The organism is Candidiatus Paracoxiella cheracis (assembly GCF_049348705.1).
Classification (GTDB): Bacteria; Pseudomonadota; Gammaproteobacteria; order Coxiellales; family Coxiellaceae; genus Paracoxiella; species Paracoxiella cheracis.
On record NZ_CP186485.1, the window covers coordinates 2027586 to 2045976 of the forward strand.

Here is an 18391-nt window from a genome sequence, read left to right on the forward strand (position 1 = left end):
CCTTTATTCTCATTCCGCCCCGATCACATCTGCCCAGCCCTTTTACTATTCTCAATAAAAAACTTAAGCAGAGATTAATTTTGATAAATTGCTAATACATTTATAAAATCAGCGCTAAAATTAAATCGTGATATCAATTTAACATCGTGTTTTACAACCATGCGTTTGCCACTCATCAACACGACCCTAACCAAAACCCACAAGTCTCGTCCGAACTCCAGGCCGCTCAGCTTATCGACGAAACTCTTAATCGCTTCCCAAGTTTTTAATTCTACCTTTTCTACCCTTATATCTAAGCTGCCGTCTCATTCGGCACCCTGTAAAAAATAAAAATAGTCTTGTGAACTATTTTCCTAAAAATCTTCCTAATTACTTTGGATCATATCTATTTGATGTAGCCAAATCCCTAGCGCCACATAAAGCATCGATAACTTATATTTTGAAAAATCTGCCCCCATCAGACAAATTCATTATTAATGTGGCATACAACACATGCCCAACTGGCTCTAAAGTTATTCTGACTGCAAGCAATAAAAGAGGAAATCTGAAGGCTTTTGTTACTCAGCTCAATGCGACGAGTTTAAAGAAAGGGAACAGTGTTATTTCAAGCAAGAAACTACATCTCATTGCTGGCTCCACTTTAAAGATTTCAACGATCACAAAACCCAAAGAATTTTGTTACATTGCCATCAAAAAATTCACATTTATCCGCTAATGAAAACCTCAATGATCCCTTTTCATATAAATGTTTCAATGATGCCGGTGCGCAGACTCGAACTGCGAACCTACTGATTACGAATCAATAAGAGAGAAACTAATTTATATTTATTTTAATCGGAACGCGCGCTACCTTTGCACAATAATCCCCAACAAATCACAACAGGTCCCACCATTTCCCCACCCTCCTAGTTAACTACAATACATTAATTCTTTTATCTAAAATATCGACGCAAATTCGGTGTTACTCAGATTCGTCTAAAAGCTTAGAAGGAAAACTATGAGTTCTTAACCACTCTGCCAACTCGATTCTAGCTACTTTCTTCTCAGCAATATCCACCATCATCTGCTCGATCTCTTCATCTGATACTTCAAGCACAATATCATTTAGATAGAGAAAATTGTACATGCTAAGCATGGCAGTTCGTTTATTGCCATCATTGAAGGAATGCCCTTGAGCTATTGCAATTCCATACAAAGCAGCCACTTCAAAAATATCCTCAATTTTTCCATACAGGATATGGTTATCAATCCGTTTTAATGCTGAAATTAGTGGTCTTTGTTTGCTTAACCCTGGTAAGCCAGCCGATTCTGCAAGAATCTCATCATGAATCGTAATGATCTCTTGTTCTCCAAGAGTTTTTTTGATTTTCTTTAGCATTAACGTTGAGAAAGTTTTTTAATGGCAACTTTAAATTTTCTCATGCCACTTTCTGTCGCCTTTTTCAATTCCTCTTTAGTGGGGCGAGTTTGTACCAGCGATCTTGCGCTCATCGCTTTTTTTGATTTAGTTTTTCTTGATTTTTCTCGTTTTTTTGCGCCTGCCATAGTTCACCTCAACAAATTGAAAAAAATAGGCTTGTTTGTAATTATATCACGTCGAAATCGCGAAACGCATTGTAATCAATGATTCTAGCTCTTGCCAGTTGAAAAAACCCTTTGAAGTGACTTTTTCGCTCACGCTCACCGAATCAAAGTGGCGCCTGTTTTGGCGTTTACTAACCGTCAGCTCTGGATTGTTCGATAGAATTCCTTCTTTTTCTCGACATGATTACACAGGAATTACACACACCTTTCTAAATCTGGCTTGAAACTTCATTTTAAAATATACTGCAATAGTTCCCATTTTACGGTATTATTGCAGTATAAAATACAATATGCTGGAGAGCAGCTATGGCCACTAAAGAAAGTAGCGAATCCCAAGGAGGACAGCTCCTACGGCAGCTTTTTACCCATGGAAAGCGGATCTTCACCATGCAAGACGCCTCAGTTGCAGCTCATATGCTGGGGATTCCCAGTAATCAACTTCGAAAGATTCTCTCCAACCTCGCCAAACGAAAGCAAATACTCAGGCTGCGACGGGGTTTATATGTGAGCAGCTGGTTTTTAACTGCCAATCAAACTGACGTTCATCCCTTTGTCGTGTCCGCTTATTTCATCCAGCCATCCGCTATTAGTCACTGGTCTGCTTTACAACATCATGGATTAACCGAACAAATACCACAAATAGTCACCGCTTCAACTCCCAAAAAAGTAGTAACTCCTTCTATGCGAACAGCCCAAGCAAAACCGTCAAAACATAGGTTTGAAATTGCAGGCATTCGTTATGAATATATTCAGATTCAACCTAAACATTTTTTTGGAATCGAAAAGCTATGGCTAGATGAACAATTTCAAATCTCTATTACTGACAAAGAACGCACTCTACTCGATTTATTTATTTATTCGAAAATGTTTGGCGGCATGGGGGAAGCTTTAGGCATATTGGAAAATGCATTACCCGAGGTTGATATACAAAAACTAGTTACGTATGCTATTCAATACGACAAAAAAGCAGTTGCTAAGCGATTGGGCTGGGCATTGGAATATTTTGGTGTTTCTGCCAAACAATTAACGCCGCTATTGAAAGTGCCTATTCATTATTATTGTCGTTTAGATCCTTCTCTGCCAGCAACAGGCCCCTGCGATAAACGCTGGATGGTTCAAAATAATTTGGTGAAATTTAAGAAAGCTTAAAATTTCTACATATGTACCCATTTTTAAGATAAACTGGAGAATTAGAGTGAGATTATCAGCAAATTATCTTGTCAAGACTATTTTATGCAAGCCTTCCTTTATTCGATGAGCGCATTGAAGAGATAGAGAAAATTGAATCCTGTATCAATAGCTAGAAATAAGGAAAAATTATGGATGATTTTGAGTACATCTCAAAACAATTCATTGAAGCAAATTCAACTTTATTAGATTCACTCAGATCAAAAGCTCCTCAGGAGGTAAATGACCTCCTTAGAAAAATCCATGGAGAATATTATACTAACCCATTTCACTATGCAGAAATACAACTCGGCATCGGAAAATATTTAGATTTCATGCTCGATTCTACAACCTTAAAGTCTTTTGATTCTGAAATACAGCACATTGCTATTTTAGCTTACCAAGTCTTACAAGTTTATATCAATCAGTGCAACACTCGGCATGAAGATGGCGCATGTATGATTGGAGGAGTAAATTACACAAGAATTAATACAAAATTGCCATTTCGGAATTGGCCAACACTTCCATTAATGCATGCACTGAATTTTACTGGAAAAATTACACCTTATTTTTTGCCTAAAAATAAAACAATTTACCGAATTATTGGAGATGATAGATGTAAACTTGGACATTGGTGGCTTGAAACTAAACCAACTGATCGAAAAAATTGGCGATCTGACTCAGCAGTTTCAGAACAATGGAACAAAGGAACACGATGTGTAGAATTGAGATTGAATGATGACCTGCCAGCGTGGGGCGGAATTGCAGCAATTCAAGCAGTACCAATGTCAATCACAAATTGCTATTTAAAAGGTGGTGGCCATCAAATTTGGCTAGATCTTAGTTCATTGCCATTAAAAAAACCGGACCCGAATATCATAGATTGGCCCTGATTTTTCCACAGTAGTCCACATAAAACGATACCAAACCAAACAGGTAAAAGGATTCATAACTTATTGACTATAAAATGCCGGTGCGCAGACTCGAACTGCGGACCTACTGATTACGAATCAATAAGAGAGAAACTAATTTAACCTCAGTTCTGGATAACTGCGTATAAATTATTCTTTATATTGTTGGTTTTTATTCCTGGCAAGCGTGTCGCGATGCTCGTGATAGATTATTGCCATCCCTGTCAATAATCGACTCGCAATACGCGACAACTTAAATAACCGCGGACGTCCTCCTCACCCGCGCTCCGCGACCTCACGGCTCGACTACCCACGGGCTCTAAACTGACTCGACGGCTCGTAAAGATTTTTTGCAGTCGCTTACGCTCGGCAAAAAATCCCAGCCTGCCGCGGAATACGCCCCTTCGCTTCGCTCTCCATGGCGCGCATCGAGGGTGTTGGCCGTATTTATGAGCAGACTTTTGTCGATACCTATAGCAGAATCGCTTTTGCCAAGTTATACACGGAGAAAACAGCGATGACGGCAGCTCATTTATTAAATGAACGTGTATTGCCATGGTTTAATGAGCAAGGTATCCGATTGCTGCGTATGCTCACGGATCGCGGGGCGGAATATTGTGGAAAAATTGAGAACCACGCCTATCAACTTTATTTAGCAGTTGAAGACATTGACCACAAGCGTGTCGCGATGCTCGTGATAGATTATTGCCATCCCTGTCAATAATCGACTCGCAATACGCGACAACTTAAATAGCCGCGGACGTCCTCGTCGCCCGCGCTCCGCGACCTCACGGCTCGACTACGCACGGGCTCTCAAATGACTTGACGGCTCGTAAAGATTTTTTGCAGTCGCTTACGCTCGGCAAAAAATCCGAGCCTACCGCGGAATACGCGCCTTCGCTTCGCTCTCCATGGCGCGCATCGTTGGAATAATTAATAAAAAAATATCACATAAGCAAATTGTCGACTTCACACAACAATTAGCACTCTTGCTCAAAACTGGCATCCCACTGCAAGAATCGCTATCCATTATTTTAAAAGGTCAAACGTGCATTACATTTCAAAAAATAATTACCAAAATAAAACTCTCTCTTGAATCTGGAAAAAGCCTCACACACGCATTACAACAATTTCCAAAACATTTTGATCCTATGTATTGTAGCCTGATTAACGCAGGTGAAACTGCCGGGGCATTGACCGATACGCTGGCCGATTTATCTCACTACCTCGAGCGATCGACACAGCTCAAAACAAAGATACGAAAAGCAATGCTTTATCCACTGACCGTGCTCTGCACCGCAATTCTCATTACAACAGGATTATTACTCTACGTTGTGCCTGAGTTTAAAAGTGTCTTCAATTTGGACTTTGGATAAATTTATAAAAATAATTAAAAATTGCTTGACATAGAAACCGAAAAAAAATTTTACGTTGTAAACAACGTTTGTTCGAAAAAATAAAATAAGGAACAAACGATGTTAGCGACAGAAAAACTAAAACAATTCCGTACATTCCTCTACAACATCTTCCCCGCGCGACGCGATGCCAATATGAATTTACTCGATGCCCTTTCAAGCCATGGCCATCGCTGCAAAACACCCATAGAATTATGTGAATCGCCATACTTTGAACGTGAATACAGTAGTATTACCGATGCGATTAGCGATGGTTTGTCGGTAGCAAATTGTTGGGATAGCATGATGAAAATACAATATGAACATGTGAGTCATAGCGATGACCGTGTGATCATTATTGCGGATACGACACCACAGTCGCGTCAAAGTGCACACTGTGTTGAAGATCGCCATGTGGTTTACAGCCCTAATCCAGCACCGGGTAACAAACCGATTACCATTGGACATGAATATTCAACGGTATCACTATTGCCCAATGATGGTGCAGCTCAAGAAAAGCATTGGTTAGTTCCACTGGATACGAGGCGCGTTAAAAGCGATGAAAAAGGCAATGTAGTTGGGATGCAGCAAATTAACCGTTGTATTGCAGACTTAGCGCTTACTCATAAATTGGTGGTTAGCGTGGCTGATTCAAAATATGGTACAGAAGCTTGCCGTAAACTGGTTAGCGAAAATCCCAATTGGGTACATCTTTTCCGTTTTAACAGTACCCGTAATGTTTTCGCGCCCGCATCAATAGAAGATAATACCTCAGGAAGTATAAAACGCTATGGTGATGCGATGAAACTAAACGACAGCACGACTCACCGTGAATCCGATGAGATTGTGCAGCAACCCATTACAACCCGCAGTGGCAAAACTTACCAATTGGAGATTAAAATATGGCGTGACCAATTACTGCGTGGTTCAAAGCAATTTAAAGGATATGAGCATCCTGTTACTGTTGTGCAATTGGTTGCGGTTGATGCTAACGGTAAATCTTTATATAAAAATCCACTCTGGTTAGGACTCGCTGGTGAACGACGTAATGAAATCACAGCATTAGAAGCCTATCACTATTACGATAGACGCTATGACATTGAACACTACTTTCGTTTTGGTAAAGACAAACTGTTATTTGACCGATACCAAACACCGGATGTTAAGCACGAAGAAGATTGGTGGCGGATGACAGCATTAGCGTATACGCAACTTTATCTAGCGAGGAATCTTGCCCCGATTTTACCGAAAAAATGGGAGCGGTATTTGCCGAGCTTCCAAGTGGATAACGAAAAACCATCAATAACTGCGACCCCTTCACAAACGCAACGGGGTTTTTCTACGGTGCTTGATACCGTTGGCACGCCTGCTAATCTCTGCAAACCACGCGGTAATCCGCAAGGCAGAACCAAAGGTGATACGCAGGGGAAACGCACGCGACATCCTGCTATTTTCAAAAATAGCAACTCAAAAATTAAAACGATTCAGAGGACTGAAGAAAAGACGCAAAACTCAGACCCTGAAAAAATAGAGGATTTGATTGGGATAGTAAAATCATGGTTGGATAAAATAAATTTTACACCTGAGAAATTCTACGAATTGCTGCAAAAAACAGCTTAAGATTTAGAAACTCACATTTTTTGATTATTGTCCTAACTGGCAAGGGATTTTATTTATCCAAAGTCCAATTCAATGGCTTCGGCGCGAAATTGCCTTGGTTAACTCGAGTGGTAATCTCCGCATCGAATACATTGCAACATCATTCTTTATTCATAACGAGCCTCTTTATAATAATGACCGTGACCATCCGACACGCCCTTAAACAGGCAAAACTGCGCCGGTTATGGCATCTTGCCCTGCTGAGCATCCCCATTGTTAGAAAAACCATTATCACATCAACCATCGCACGCTGGGTGAGAATCTTGGCAACCACAAGCATGGCGGGGATGCCTCTAATCAATGCACTAAAAGCTGCTGAGAATTCTATTAATAATATTGCCATCAAGGAAGCGATAAATTCGGTGCAACATCAAGTGAGCCAAGGACAACCGCTGCATCATGTCTTACAACAGACACCTTATTTCCCGCACCAAGCCTGTGCCATGATTGCGCTCGGGGAAAATTCTGGCACATTGGATACAATGCTAAGCAAGATTGCAGATATCTATTCGACACGCGCCGATAACTTATTAGATGGCTTGAGTAAATTGTTAGAGCCTGTCATCATGTTGGTGTTAGCGATAATCATGGGCAGTCTGATTATCGCGATGTATTTGCCTATTTTCAAACTAGGATCAGTTTTGTAAAAGGAACAAACGCATGAACCTACAAATATTCTTGCAAACCCATCTTTATGTCCCACTCATTATCGCGGGTATACTCGGCTTAATTGTTGGGAGTTTTTTAAATGTCGTGATCATTCGATACCCCATCATGCTGGAATCGAAGTGGCGCAGAGAGTGTCAACGTTATCTCAAGCAACCGATAGAAAATATCAAGAAGAGATTCGATTTATTAATCCCGCGCTCCCACTGCCCACACTGCCAAACTCCAATAAAATGGCGACACAATATTCCTGTCATTAGTTATTTTATTCTGCTTGGCCGTTGTGCTAATTGTAAAAAAAGAATATCGCCTATTTATACTATTATAGAAGTACTCACGTGCATACTCACCATATTAACCGTCAGCAATTTTTTAATTACCTGGCAAATGCTAGCAGCTTTAATCATGACGTGGGTATTAATCGTTTTATGTTTTATCGATCTAAGAAAACAGTTGCTGCCTGACACCATTACACTACCGATGCTGTGGCTGGGGTTGTTATTCAGTTTATTTAGTCTCTATGTCACCCCCTATCTATCTATTCTTGGGGCAATATTAGGTTATATTATTTTATGGATAGCGGCCTGGCTCTATAAAATAATACGCAAAAAAGAAGGAATGGGGCACGGTGATCTCAAAATGCTTGCCGTGCTCGGCGCTTGGTTCGGTCCGCAAATGGTAATAAATATCTTAATTATGGCGATTATTTTCGCCTTCATCGCAAGTCTCTTTTTGTTGTCACTTAAAAAAATTACCACCCAAAAACCTATCCCTTTTGGCCCTTTCATCGCGGTTTCTGCTTGGATTAGCATGATGACGGGCCCCACGTTCTTACATTGGATAATCGCGTACTTCTTATGATCGCATGAGGAACTCGGTGTGTTAAAAATAGCGATTACAGGCGGAATCGGCAGCGGCAAATCAACCGTTGCCACTCTTTTTGCTAAGCTCGGCGTTCCCGTTATCGATGCCGATAAAATTGCCCATGACATCACTGAGCCTCATCAACTTGCGCTTGATACTATCGTTAAACATTTTGGGAGAGCTATTTTAAATCCGGATGCGACGTTGAATCGTCACAAGCTTCGTGACATCGTCTTTCACAACATGCAAGAAAAACAATGGCTAGAGGAAACGTTACACCCCATTATCATCAAGATCATGAAAGCGCAAATCACAAAACTCAATACACCTTATTGCATTCTCGTTATTCCTTTATTAGTAGAGTCAAACGATATTGATTTTGTTGATCGAGTTCTCGTGGTCGATGCACCCGAATCATTACAAATCGAACGAACACAAGAACGTAGCCGACTCGATGAAAAAACGATTCATGCAATTATGCAATCACAAGCGAGTCGAACAAAACGGCTGGCTATAGCTGATGATGTTATCGTAAATGATCAGCCAATCACGGTATTGCAGGATGGCGTGAGTGAGTTACACTCTAAGTATTTGGAGTTGGCACATTGAAACTATGCTAAAAGCAGTTGATTACCACAAATTAAGAGATTATTTTAGACAGCTTGGATTGACCTCCGTACTCGGCAGCATGACTGGTTTTTTTCTTCGCCCCCATCATGATATAATTCCGGTTATAACATTATTCTCTATCGGTTGTGTCGCATCCTATTATGGATTGCGAAAAGGAAATCAAAATGATTAATACCCTCAGCCCCTACTTAGGTTGTGTATTACTTGCAACTTTTTGTATTGTCATGTGGCATCTAGCTGACCATGACGACAAAAAGCCCCGCAAACCCAAAAAGAAAAATAACTCCAAATAGCTATCAAGCGCTGTCTAACCATTATTATTTTATGTCCTAAATTTTTAAGGCCTGTCGATGCGCGCCATGGAGAGCGAAGCGAAGGCGCGTATTCCGCGGTAGGCTCGGATTTTTTGCCGAGCGTAAGCGACTGCAAAAAATCTTTACGAGCCGTCAAGTCATTTGAGAGCCCGTGCGTAGTCGAGCCGTGAGGTCGCGGAGCGCGGGCGACGAGGACGTCCGCGGCTATTTAAGTTGTCGCGTATTGCGAGTCGATTATTGACAGGGATGGCAATAATCTATCACGAGCATCGCGACACGCTTGTCAATATCTTCCAGCTTGTGCCAGAGAGCGTTGATTTTTGAGCAACGGAGCGCAAAAAATCAACGGATTTTGAACTGGCTCTTACACTTTCTGAACAGCCGAAACCATGGTATGATGAATTCAAATTTTGGCCAGGGGATTTGGCCCAATGACAGCAGCTACCATCACATACGAACAACCGCTCAACGAACAAATCCGCATTTGTTTGCGACTTGAGCATTTATTCAAACAACTGCGCCTACATCTAGAAAACCCCTCCGTACCCGATAGTCACCAGGCGATGATCACCCTAATGAAGCTCTTAAATGTGACCAATCGGCCAGACTTGAAATCAAAATTGTCTCAAACACTGTCACAGCAAGCCTCTCTATTAGCACAACTTGAAACTGCACCCAATGTCGATACCGATAAACTGCAAGACACACTGTATCAATTGGACACGTTAAATGATCAACTCCACCATGTTACCGGTAAAATCGGAGACCCTTTACGCAATAATCCGTTTCTTAATCAAATTCGCATGCATTTGAGTCATCCTGGTGGACCTTGTAGCTTTAGCACTCCTGCTTACGCCCTATGGTTACAGCAGCCTAGCGAAAAGCGTATCGATGATTTAAAAAAATGGACACAAGGTTTAACTCAGCTTAATAGCATCGAAAAAATAATTTTAAAATTAACACGTGAAAGTACAAACAAACAAAAGCTCACCGCAAGCAATGGCTTTTATCAACAATCTTTAGATGCTAACTTGCCCTGCCAAATGATCCGAGTGACCCTGCCCATGGCATTAGGCGCTTATCCTGAGATTAGCGTTGGAAAGCATCGCATGGCAATACGATTTTTAAAATTAAACTTCGACAATTATGAGCACGCGCAACAGATACGTGATGATTTTGAATTTACATTAAACTGTTGTCGTATATGACGAGCTTAATTCATCAATAATTATTCGATTAGCATCAGGAAATTTTAATCGCGAGAGTTCGGAAATATCAATCCATTGCAACGGTTGCCCCAGCAATCCTTTAGGTTTACCCGAAAATTTCGACACGACGTAAGTATGTAACGTGACATGATAATTTTTATAATCGTGCAAAGACTGAAGAAAGGGTTCGGCCTTTATAACCTCGATTCCAACCTCTTCTTTCAACTCGCGGCATAAAGCTTGGAGGCTGTCTTCATCCGGCTCAACTTTTCCGCCGCGAAATTCCCACAAACCGCCCTGATCAACATCTTCCGACCGAAGCGCCACTAAAATTTGATTGTCAGAGTTAAAAATAACACCAACGGCCACGTGAATCGAATCGCGATTACGATAATCTTCCATGACATTGCTTGAATTTTTTGCCGCTTCCGCAAGGACAAGGTTCATTGCGACCCACTTTACGTTCGTTACGAATAAATGGTCTTTGTGACTCTTCACCCTCGGCTTCTGCCACAGCTACTTCTTCAGCTTCGGGTAGCATGGCTGACATTTCTTCGTGCTGATAATGCAACTCAGGAGCTGTTCTCATTTGATACTGCTGTTGCGCGGCAAGCTGCTCTTCCGTTGCTAACTCCAATTTGCTCAGTGTTGCAACGACTTCATATTTAATTTTGTTCATCATCTGTGTAAACAAATCAAATGATTCGCGCTTAAATTCTTGCGCTGGATTTTTTTGCGCATAACCGCGTAAATGGATGCCTTGGCGCAAATGATCCATCGCCGCAAGATGCTCTTTCCAATGTTGATCCAATGTTTGCAACATAATGGCTTTTTCAACTTCGCGCATCACGGCAGGATCGGCTTTCGCTTCTTTTTCTTCATACGCTTTTACAATTTCACCCAAAACGCGTTGGTGCAATGTTTCTTCATGCAACGCATGGTCTTCTTCGAGCCATTTAGAAATTGGCAATGTCAGGCCGAAGTCTTCCTGAATTTGCTTTTCTAACCCCGCGATGTCCCATTGCTCTTCGAGACTTTGTGGAGGCACAAACATGCTCACGAGTTCAGTGACGGCTTCTTCACGAAGTTCTTTGATCGAGTCTGAAATATCTTCCGTACTGAGCAGTTTAAATCGCTGTTGATACACGACCTTACGTTGATCGCTCGCCACATCATCGTATTCCAATAAATTTTTACGCATGTCGAAGTTTAACCCTTCCACACGGCGCTGTGCTTTTTCGATTGCACGCGATATCCAAGGATGCTGAATCACATCGCCTTCGGTCACACCCAATCTTCGCATCATGTTCGACATGCGCTCAGCAGCAAAAATTCGCAATAAATTGTCTTCCATCGATAAATAAAACTGTGAAGAGCCCACATCACCTTGACGGCCAGATCGACCACGCAATTGATTGTCGATACGACGAGATTCGTGACGCTCAGTACCGAGAACGTGTAATCCACCCGCAGACAAGACTTTTTCGTGTCGCTTTTGCCATTCCGTTTTGTGCTTTGCTATTTCTTCATCGCTCGGATTATCTAATTCTGCTAGGTCGGCTTCTAAATTACCGCCCAACACAATATCGGTACCGCGACCTGCCATGTTAGTGGCAATCGTCACTGCGCCCGGTCGGCCAGCTTCCGCAATGATTCTCGCTTCACGCTCGTGCTGTTTTGCGTTTAACACTTCATGTTTGATTTTTGCTTTATTTAATAAACTAGAAACTAATTCAGAGGCCTCGATGGATGCAGTGCCTACCAGAATCGGTTGCCCTACTTCATTGCGTTTTTTGATTTCTTCTAAAATCGCTTTAAATTTTCCGCTGGCCGTTAAATAAATTTGATCGGCGGCATCTTTACGAACCATTGGCTTATTTGTGGGAACAACAACAACTTCCAAGCCATAGATTTTTTGTAACTCATAAGCTTCGGTATCGGCCGTACCTGTCATACCGGATAGTTTTTCATAAAGTCGGAAGTAATTTTGGAACGTAATAGTGGCTAGCGTTTGATTTTCTAATTGAACTTGCACACCTTCTTTTGCTTCAACCGCTTGATGCAAACCATCCGACCATCGGCGCCCCGCCATTAAACGGCCGGTATGCTCATCGACAATGACCACTTCATTATTTTTTACGATATAGTGCACATCCCGTTGAAACAACTTGTGCGCGCGTAATGCCGCATATAAATAATGCATCAATGTAATGTTCGATACATCATATAAGCTTTCGCCTTCCTTCATTAAGCCTTGTTTCACCATCAACGCTTCGACTTTTTGATGGCCTTGCTCAGTGAGGTAGGCTTGGCGAGTTTTCTCATCTAACGTGAAGTCGCCCCGATCTTCTTCGGGTATTTCTTCTTCTTTTTGATCCTCTTCCATTTTTTGAAGTTTTAGGTAAGGGATCAGTTTATCGATTTTTGGATATAAGTCTGACGACTCTTCGGCGTGACCCGAAATGATTAACGGTGTTCGCGCTTCGTCAATTAAAATGGAGTCCACTTCGTCAATAATGGCGTAATGCAGCGGACGCTGCACGCGTTGATCCAGGCTATAAACCATGTTGTCACGCAAATAATCAAAGCCAAATTCATTATTCGTGCCATAGGTGATATCAGCCGTATACGCTTTTTGTTTTTCGTCGGGCTCCATACCTGGAACATTGACACCCACCGTCAGGCCTAAAAATTTATAAACCGGCATCATCCATTCGGCATCACGTTTTGCCAAGTAATCATTGACAGTGACGACGTGTACACCCTTTTCAGTTAGCGCATTTAAATACGCTGCTAACGTCGACATTAAGGTTTTACCTTCACCAGTACGCATCTCGGCGATTTTGCCATAGTGTAAAACCATGCCCCCGATGAGCTGAACATCAAAATGGCGCATGCCCAATGTTCTAACACTCACCTCACGAACGACCGCAAAGGCTTCGGCAAGCAGGGATTCGAGGGAAGCACCTTCTTTCAGGCGCTGTTTGAACTCATGGGTCTTGGCACGCAGCTCATCATCAGAGAGCTTCTGCAGATCAGACTCTAACGCATTGATTTTTTTAACTTCTTTGGAGTAGCTCCTGAGAAGTCGATCATTACGAGTACCGAATACTTTCTTGAATATCTTGTTTAGCATAGCAGGAATTGTATATCATCCGTTAAGAAAAGGGGAATTTTCTCATAGAATGAATCAAATGCAAACCAGTGATGATCAAAATAAAGAAAACCAGCTCGATCCCAAGCCGCTCGAGGATTTGCTTGAACGTAGCCCTTTGAAATATCTGGTGATGAAGGCCCGGCAAATTCTCGCCGCCGATGAGACATTATATCGCTTGTTGCCGGCTGAGCTTGCTTCTCATTGCCGCACCATGAACGTCACTACGAGTACAGTAATCATCGAGGTCGATACTGCCGTTTGGGGCACACGCTTACGTTATATTGTTCCAGAGTTGTTAGAGGAGTTGCAGCAGGATCCCCAATTTAATCAAGTAACCGACATTTATTGTCGTGTGAGACCCATGCAGGCGTCAGGCGTCAGCGGCGGCCGGAATAAACGCGAAGGGTAATTCCTCAGGATTTTTGAAGGTAACGATATCCCACGCATCTTCTCGCGCTAATATCTGCCCTAACAAGCGGCTATTCAACGCGTGTCCTGATTTATAACCACTAAATGAACCAATTAAGCTGTGACCCAATAAATAAAGATCACCAATCACATCAAGGATTTTGTGTTTCACAAATTCATCCGGATAACGCAAACCATCTTGATTTAAAATTTTAAACTCATCCAATACGATAGCATTATCCAAACTTGCACCCTTAGCTAAATCATTTTTGCGTATATATTCATAATCTGACAAAAATCCAAACGTACGCGCACGAGAGACTTCTTTGACATAGGATGTGCTTGAAAAATCGATGGTGGCACTCTGATTTGTTTCATCGAACAAGGGATGGTCGAAATCGATACCAAAACTCACTTTAAAACCATTATAAGGTTCGACCATTACAATTTTGTCGCCATCGTTTATTTTGATTTTTCGTTTGATACGAATAAATTTTTTCGCGGCATTTTGTTCTTCAATACCCGCTGATTGAATTAGAAAAATAAATGGACCAGCGCTACCATCCATTATCGGTAATTCAGGTGAGGTAATATCAATATAAAGATTATCGATACCAACACCTGCCAAGGCCGATAATAAATGTTCGACAGTTGCCACACGCGCACCATCTCTTGCAAGACACGTCGACAAACTGGTGTCCCCGATGTATTGAACGCTCGCTGGGATTTCAATGGCTGGTTTTAAGTCGGTACGACGAAAGATAATACCTGTATCAACGGGTGCAGGACGCAAGGTGAGATAGACCTTGTCTCCGGTGTGCACACCGACGCCAGTGGCTCTCACCACATTATTCAGGGTTCTTTGTTTAATCATAGGTAATCATTCCCTTACCGAAAAAGACGCGCATCATAGCACATCCTTGTTAATAAACAAATGCTAATCTTCCTGGCGTCGTAAAAACGCGGGAATATCAAGATATTCAATGTCCCGCTCTCGTTGCTCATCCATCTCAACCGTCCCACGCCTTTGAGGCTCTTGGTTTCGCATATAGGTTGGACGGTCCAATTGATGATAATCGAGCGTTCCATCACTCTTGGTATTTTTAGCTCCTTTTAGTGGGACACTCGCCCCGCTGGCGCTTGCCCCCAATCCTGTTACCACGACCGTGACGCGTAGTTCGTCGGTCATCTCGGGATCAATGACGGTACCGACCACGACTGTGGCACTCTCTGAAGCAAATGCTTTCACCGCATCACCCACGATTTCAAACTCACCGATCGACATATCCATGCCTGCCGTGATGTTAACTAATACCCCTTTGGCACCATTGAAGTCGACATCTTCTAAAAGTGGGCTCGCAATCGCAGATTCCGCAGCTTCCAGTGCACGATTTTCGCCGCTGCTAATGCCAGTACCCATCATCGCCATACCCATTTCGGACATCACCGTGCGAACATCAGCGAAGTCAACGTTAATTAAGCCTGGTCGCGTAATTAAATCAGCAATTCCCTGAACCGCACCGAGTAACACATTATTAGCAGCTTTGAATGCATTTAATAAAGAGATATTTTTTCCTAATACTGTAAGCAATTTATTATTTGGGATGGTAATCAATGAATCAACGTATTTACTTAGCGCCTTAACTCCCTCTTCTGCCACGTCCAATCGCTTTCGCCCCTCAAAGGCGAATGGTTTTGTGACGATGGCCACCGTCAGAATACCTAATTCCTTAGCGATTTCTGCAAATATTGGCCCAGCACCCGTTCCTGTTCCACCCCCCATGCCGGCCGTTAGGAAAACCATATCAGTGCCTTGCAATACCTCGCGAATGCGATCCCGGGCTTCTTCAGCGGCTTGTCGACCCACCTCAGGGTCAGCACCGGCACCAAGCCCTTTTGTAATTTCTTCACCAAGTTGTAAAACCGTGCGAGCACTGGAACGACTTAACGCTTGCGCATCTGTGTTCGCACAGATAAATTCAACTCCATCGATATTTTCCGCCATCATATGTTCGATGGCATTTCCACCGCCGCCACCAATTCCAATGACTTTGATCTGAGCATTTTTGGGCGAAGCATCACCTAATTCGAACATGTCTGTTCTCCATTAAAAATTACCATGAAACCAACTTTTCATTCTTTGCCACAAACTCGATGCCGTATGTTCTAAATTAAAACTCGGCATGTTGTTCATTTGATTTTGATGCCCGTGAATTAACAAACCAACACCCGTTGCATAAATTGGATTATCGCGAACATCAATCAACCCATTAACATATTGGGGCAATCCCAATCGCACCGGCATTTGGAAAATACTTTCAGCGAGTTCAATGCAGCCTGGCACCTTAGACGCACCACCCGTTAAAACTATTCCAGCCGCAACAAGTTGATCAAAACCGGTGCGACGCAATTCAGCCATCACGAGTTCAAATAGTTCACGATAGCGTGCTTCAACTACTTGCGCTAAGGCTCTTTTTTGAATTTTTTTGGGCGGCCGCTTTGCAACACTCGGCACTTGTATGGTTTCTTCTAAATCAACTTCATCCGATAAAACGGAAGCATGTTGAATTTTAATTTGCTCAGCGTACTGTGTTGGTGTTCGCAGTGCAACAGCAACGTCGTTAGTCACATGATCACCCGCAATAGGAATGACAGAGGTATAACGAATCGCGCCGTCTGTGAATATAGCGATGTCGGTTGTTCCGCCACCGATATCGATCATGCACACACCTAATTCTTTTTCGTCTTCAGTTAACACAGCATGACTCGATGCTAGTTGCTCGAGGATGATATCACCCACTTGCAATCCACAAAGACGAACACATTTTGTGATATTTTGTGCAGCACTTACGGCACCCGTCACAATGTGTACTTTTGCTTCAAGTCGAACACCTGACATACCAACCGGTTCGCGCACACCTTCTTGATTATCGATGATGAATTCTTGCGGCAAAATATGAAGAATTTTTTGATCGGCCGGAATTGCAACTGCCTTTGCTGCATCAATCACACGATCAACATCCGATTGATTCACTTCGCGATCGCGAATGGCAACGATGCCGTGAGAATTTAAACTGCGAATATGACTACCGGCAATTCCCGTGTAAGCCGAATGTATATCACAGCCTGCCATTAATTCAGCTTCTTCAATTGCACGCTGTATAGACTGAACAGTTGACTCAATATTGACCACAACACCGCGCTTTAAGCCGCGTGAAGGATGGGAACCAAAACCAATGACTTCGATTTGGTTATCCTGGCCAAGTGCCCCAACCAGAGCAGCAATTTTGCTGGTGCCAATATCTAATGCAACGATGAGATTCTTATCGGGTTTTTTCGCCATCTCCGTCCCGGTCTCCCTGTATACTACAACCCCACGACGGGCGTTTTAGGGCACCCCTAGAAATCTATTCGTGGCCGATCCAAAGTGAAAATTCTTCTCAAAATGCTCATGTACACGAGTGCACACTCTGCTTTTTCGTCGAACTTTCATTCCAACCTACCTCACAACTGAATTTCTAGAAGCACTATATAAATTTGATATGCTCTATAAATCATTAGTATAAGCTATAAATGTGAAGAGCACTATCAAAAATTTATCTAATTCTAACACTTTTTAGACTATTTTTTTTAGCCCTAAAGATCAAAAAGTTGGAACAAAAAATTGACTGGAAATCTATTATTCTAATGTTACTTGTGATTTTTTCGGATTCCATTTGACCGACAGGCCATTCGGGTAACGCAAATCGATTTTAGCAACGTCCTGTCCACGAGCACCGATAATACGTGGATACAATGAAAGAAGTCGTTTGAAGCGGTGATCAACATCATCACGACCCAACATGACATTAATATGACCATTTAATACCATATCCCACGCATGCCGTTCTGTAAGACTAAGCTCACTAAGAGTTACATTAATAGTTAATAAAGCCGGACTAAATTGATGATATCGCTCCAATATTTCTTTTAAACTATCGATAGGCCCAGACAAATAGGGCAACCCTTTTGGAATACTCGACAATGACGGCTGAAAAAGTTGACCTTTCGCATTGACCACCTGATCACCCCAACGCGCAATGGCATGCTGCTCTTCTATATCGATCATTAATTGATCAGGCCAGACTCGGCGAAATGATACGTCTGCAACCCAAGGCAGTGTCAATAAGGCTTGACGCAATTGATCGACACCTAATGAAAAAAAACCACCCTTAAGATGAGTGACGACCACTTGTTGAAGCACTGCCATCTCAATGTGATTATTGTTAGCGCTGATTTTTACGTGACGAAATGGCAATGTTTTTGGATTTTTCAAAACAGCAATGCCCCAAATCATTGCGGTCATTATAATAAAAATAAAAAAAATGGGAGCTGCTATTTGAATATTCCGCTTATAACTAGTTTCACTTTTGCTTCCCTGTTTTTTCAT

19 protein-coding genes and 1 pseudogene are annotated in these 18391 nt (G+C 42.2%); 11 read left to right on the forward strand and 9 right to left on the reverse strand.

Annotated features, from left to right (window positions below; all coding sequences use genetic code 11):
• Positions 1 to 340 precede the first annotated feature (340 nt).
• Entirely contained in the window at positions 341 to 715 is a 375-nt protein-coding gene (locus ACJMKR_RS10660) for a hypothetical protein (protein WP_423063030.1), read from the forward strand.
• A gap of 246 nt (positions 716 to 961) precedes the next feature.
• On the opposite strand, the gene ACJMKR_RS10665 is transcribed toward ACJMKR_RS10660, so the two are convergent.
• Entirely contained in the window at positions 962 to 1378 is a 417-nt protein-coding gene (locus ACJMKR_RS10665; RefSeq protein WP_423063031.1) for a type II toxin-antitoxin system death-on-curing family toxin, read from the reverse strand.
• A complete protein-coding gene (locus ACJMKR_RS10670) occupies positions 1378 to 1545 on the reverse strand; it encodes a hypothetical protein (RefSeq protein ID WP_423063032.1) in 168 nt (55 codons plus the stop codon). The genes ACJMKR_RS10665 and ACJMKR_RS10670 overlap by 1 nt, the downstream gene beginning before the upstream one ends.
• Positions 1546 to 1890: 345 nt before the next feature.
• Here ACJMKR_RS10670 and ACJMKR_RS10675 point away from each other — a divergent pair, with 345 nt between their 5' ends.
• From ACJMKR_RS10675 to coaE, 8 genes and pseudogenes are all read left to right on the forward strand, one after another.
• Entirely contained in the window at positions 1891 to 2733 is an 843-nt protein-coding gene (locus ACJMKR_RS10675; RefSeq protein WP_423063033.1) for a type IV toxin-antitoxin system AbiEi family antitoxin domain-containing protein, read from the forward strand.
• 170 nt (positions 2734 to 2903) lie between these two features.
• Positions 2904 to 3644: a hypothetical protein gene (locus tag ACJMKR_RS10680; RefSeq protein WP_423063034.1), complete on the forward strand. Its 741-nt coding sequence runs from the start codon at positions 2904 to 2906 to the stop codon at positions 3642 to 3644.
• A gap of 448 nt (positions 3645 to 4092) precedes the next feature.
• Positions 4093 to 4344, forward strand: a pseudogene (locus ACJMKR_RS10685) (IS481 family transposase); the annotation flags it as partial.
• 229 nt (positions 4345 to 4573) lie between these two features.
• On the forward strand, positions 4574 to 5038 hold the full coding sequence (locus ACJMKR_RS10690) for a type II secretion system F family protein (RefSeq protein WP_423063035.1): 465 nt from the start codon (positions 4574 to 4576) through the stop codon (positions 5036 to 5038).
• Positions 5039 to 5137: 99 nt separating this feature from the next.
• Complete coding sequence (locus ACJMKR_RS10695) at positions 5138 to 6676, forward strand: transposase (RefSeq protein WP_423062300.1); 1539 nt, start codon at positions 5138 to 5140, stop codon at positions 6674 to 6676.
• A 173-nt stretch (positions 6677 to 6849) separates the two neighbouring features.
• Positions 6850 to 7362, forward strand: a complete 513-nt coding sequence (locus ACJMKR_RS10700) for a type II secretion system F family protein (RefSeq protein ID WP_423063036.1) — start codon at positions 6850 to 6852, stop codon at positions 7360 to 7362.
• Between the two features lie 13 nt (positions 7363 to 7375).
• Positions 7376 to 8242 carry a prepilin peptidase gene (locus ACJMKR_RS10705; RefSeq protein WP_423063037.1) on the forward strand — a complete coding sequence of 289 codons (867 nt, stop codon included), beginning with the start codon at positions 7376 to 7378 and terminating at the stop codon, positions 8240 to 8242.
• A gap of 18 nt (positions 8243 to 8260) precedes the next feature.
• Positions 8261 to 8854 carry a dephospho-CoA kinase gene (coaE, locus tag ACJMKR_RS10710; protein ID WP_423063038.1) on the forward strand — a complete coding sequence of 198 codons (594 nt, stop codon included), beginning with the start codon at positions 8261 to 8263 and terminating at the stop codon, positions 8852 to 8854.
• Positions 8855 to 9097: 243 nt separating this feature from the next.
• Here coaE and ACJMKR_RS10715 read toward each other — a convergent pair whose 3' ends face one another.
• Positions 9098 to 9325: a hypothetical protein gene (locus ACJMKR_RS10715; protein WP_423063039.1), complete on the reverse strand. Its 228-nt coding sequence runs from the start codon at positions 9323 to 9325 to the stop codon at positions 9098 to 9100.
• A gap of 295 nt (positions 9326 to 9620) precedes the next feature.
• Here ACJMKR_RS10715 and zapD point away from each other — a divergent pair, with 295 nt between their 5' ends.
• Entirely contained in the window at positions 9621 to 10397 is a 777-nt protein-coding gene (gene zapD, locus ACJMKR_RS10720) for a cell division protein ZapD (RefSeq protein ID WP_423063040.1), read from the forward strand.
• Here zapD and mutT read toward each other — a convergent pair.
• A complete protein-coding gene (gene mutT, locus ACJMKR_RS10725) occupies positions 10377 to 10844 on the reverse strand; it encodes an 8-oxo-dGTP diphosphatase MutT (RefSeq protein ID WP_423063041.1) in 468 nt (155 codons plus the stop codon). The genes zapD and mutT overlap by 21 nt on opposite strands.
• Entirely contained in the window at positions 10783 to 13533 is a 2751-nt protein-coding gene (gene secA / locus ACJMKR_RS10730; protein WP_423063042.1) for a preprotein translocase subunit SecA, read from the reverse strand. Before secA ends, mutT begins: the two co-directional genes overlap by 62 nt.
• 49 nt (positions 13534 to 13582) lie before the next feature.
• On the opposite strand from secA, the gene ACJMKR_RS10735 reads away from it, so the two are divergent.
• The gene (locus tag ACJMKR_RS10735; protein WP_423063043.1) at positions 13583 to 13963 is read left to right on the forward strand and encodes a DciA family protein; all 381 of its coding nucleotides are present in this window, start codon (positions 13583 to 13585) and stop codon (positions 13961 to 13963) included.
• On the opposite strand, the gene lpxC is transcribed toward ACJMKR_RS10735, so the two are convergent.
• The 4 genes from lpxC to ACJMKR_RS10755 form a co-directional block, all read right to left on the reverse strand.
• Positions 13925 to 14836 (reverse strand): UDP-3-O-acyl-N-acetylglucosamine deacetylase, encoded by a 912-nt coding sequence (gene lpxC, locus ACJMKR_RS10740; protein ID WP_423063044.1) that lies wholly within the window; start codon positions 14834 to 14836, stop codon positions 13925 to 13927. The two genes, ACJMKR_RS10735 and lpxC, sit on opposite strands and share 39 nt — an antisense overlap.
• Positions 14837 to 14899: 63 nt before the next feature.
• A complete protein-coding gene (gene ftsZ / locus ACJMKR_RS10745; RefSeq protein ID WP_423063045.1) occupies positions 14900 to 16057 on the reverse strand; it encodes a cell division protein FtsZ in 1158 nt (385 codons plus the stop codon).
• Positions 16058 to 16069: 12 nt separating this feature from the next.
• Positions 16070 to 17305, reverse strand: a complete 1236-nt coding sequence (ftsA, locus tag ACJMKR_RS10750) for a cell division protein FtsA (protein ID WP_423063046.1) — start codon at positions 17303 to 17305, stop codon at positions 16070 to 16072.
• A 336-nt stretch (positions 17306 to 17641) separates the two neighbouring features.
• Entirely contained in the window at positions 17642 to 18391 is a 750-nt protein-coding gene (locus ACJMKR_RS10755) for a cell division protein FtsQ/DivIB (protein WP_423063047.1), read from the reverse strand.

What these genes read in the sequence shown, in the direction of transcription:
- mutT (WP_423063041.1), bottom strand. Translation starts at nt 10,844, where the DNA reads ATGAACCTTGTCCTTGCGGAAGCGGCAAAAAATTCAAGCAATGTCATG.
- ftsZ (WP_423063045.1), bottom strand. Translation starts at nt 16,057, where the DNA reads ATGTTCGAATTAGGTGATGCTTCGCCCAAAAATGCTCAGATCAAAGTC.
- ftsA (WP_423063046.1), bottom strand. Translation starts at nt 17,305, where the DNA reads ATGGCGAAAAAACCCGATAAGAATCTCATCGTTGCATTAGATATTGGC.
- ACJMKR_RS10755 (WP_423063047.1), bottom strand. Translation starts at nt 18,391, where the DNA reads ATGAAAAAACAGGGAAGCAAAAGTGAAACTAGTTATAAGCGGAATATT.
- ACJMKR_RS10690 (WP_423063035.1), top strand. Translation starts at nt 4,574, where the DNA reads ATGGCGCGCATCGTTGGAATAATTAATAAAAAAATATCACATAAGCAA.
- ACJMKR_RS10700 (WP_423063036.1), top strand. Translation starts at nt 6,850, where the DNA reads ATGACCGTGACCATCCGACACGCCCTTAAACAGGCAAAACTGCGCCGG.
- ACJMKR_RS10735 (WP_423063043.1), top strand. Translation starts at nt 13,583, where the DNA reads ATGAATCAAATGCAAACCAGTGATGATCAAAATAAAGAAAACCAGCTC.
- ACJMKR_RS10675 (WP_423063033.1), top strand. Translation starts at nt 1,891, where the DNA reads ATGGCCACTAAAGAAAGTAGCGAATCCCAAGGAGGACAGCTCCTACGG.
- ACJMKR_RS10670 (WP_423063032.1), bottom strand. Translation starts at nt 1,545, where the DNA reads ATGGCAGGCGCAAAAAAACGAGAAAAATCAAGAAAAACTAAATCAAAA.
- ACJMKR_RS10695 (WP_423062300.1), top strand. Translation starts at nt 5,138, where the DNA reads ATGTTAGCGACAGAAAAACTAAAACAATTCCGTACATTCCTCTACAAC.
- ACJMKR_RS10665 (WP_423063031.1), bottom strand. Translation starts at nt 1,378, where the DNA reads ATGCTAAAGAAAATCAAAAAAACTCTTGGAGAACAAGAGATCATTACG.
- zapD (WP_423063040.1), top strand. Translation starts at nt 9,621, where the DNA reads ATGACAGCAGCTACCATCACATACGAACAACCGCTCAACGAACAAATC.
- ACJMKR_RS10680 (WP_423063034.1), top strand. Translation starts at nt 2,904, where the DNA reads ATGGATGATTTTGAGTACATCTCAAAACAATTCATTGAAGCAAATTCA.
- lpxC (WP_423063044.1), bottom strand. Translation starts at nt 14,836, where the DNA reads ATGATTAAACAAAGAACCCTGAATAATGTGGTGAGAGCCACTGGCGTC.
- ACJMKR_RS10705 (WP_423063037.1), top strand. Translation starts at nt 7,376, where the DNA reads ATGAACCTACAAATATTCTTGCAAACCCATCTTTATGTCCCACTCATT.
- secA (WP_423063042.1), bottom strand. Translation starts at nt 13,533, where the DNA reads ATGCTAAACAAGATATTCAAGAAAGTATTCGGTACTCGTAATGATCGA.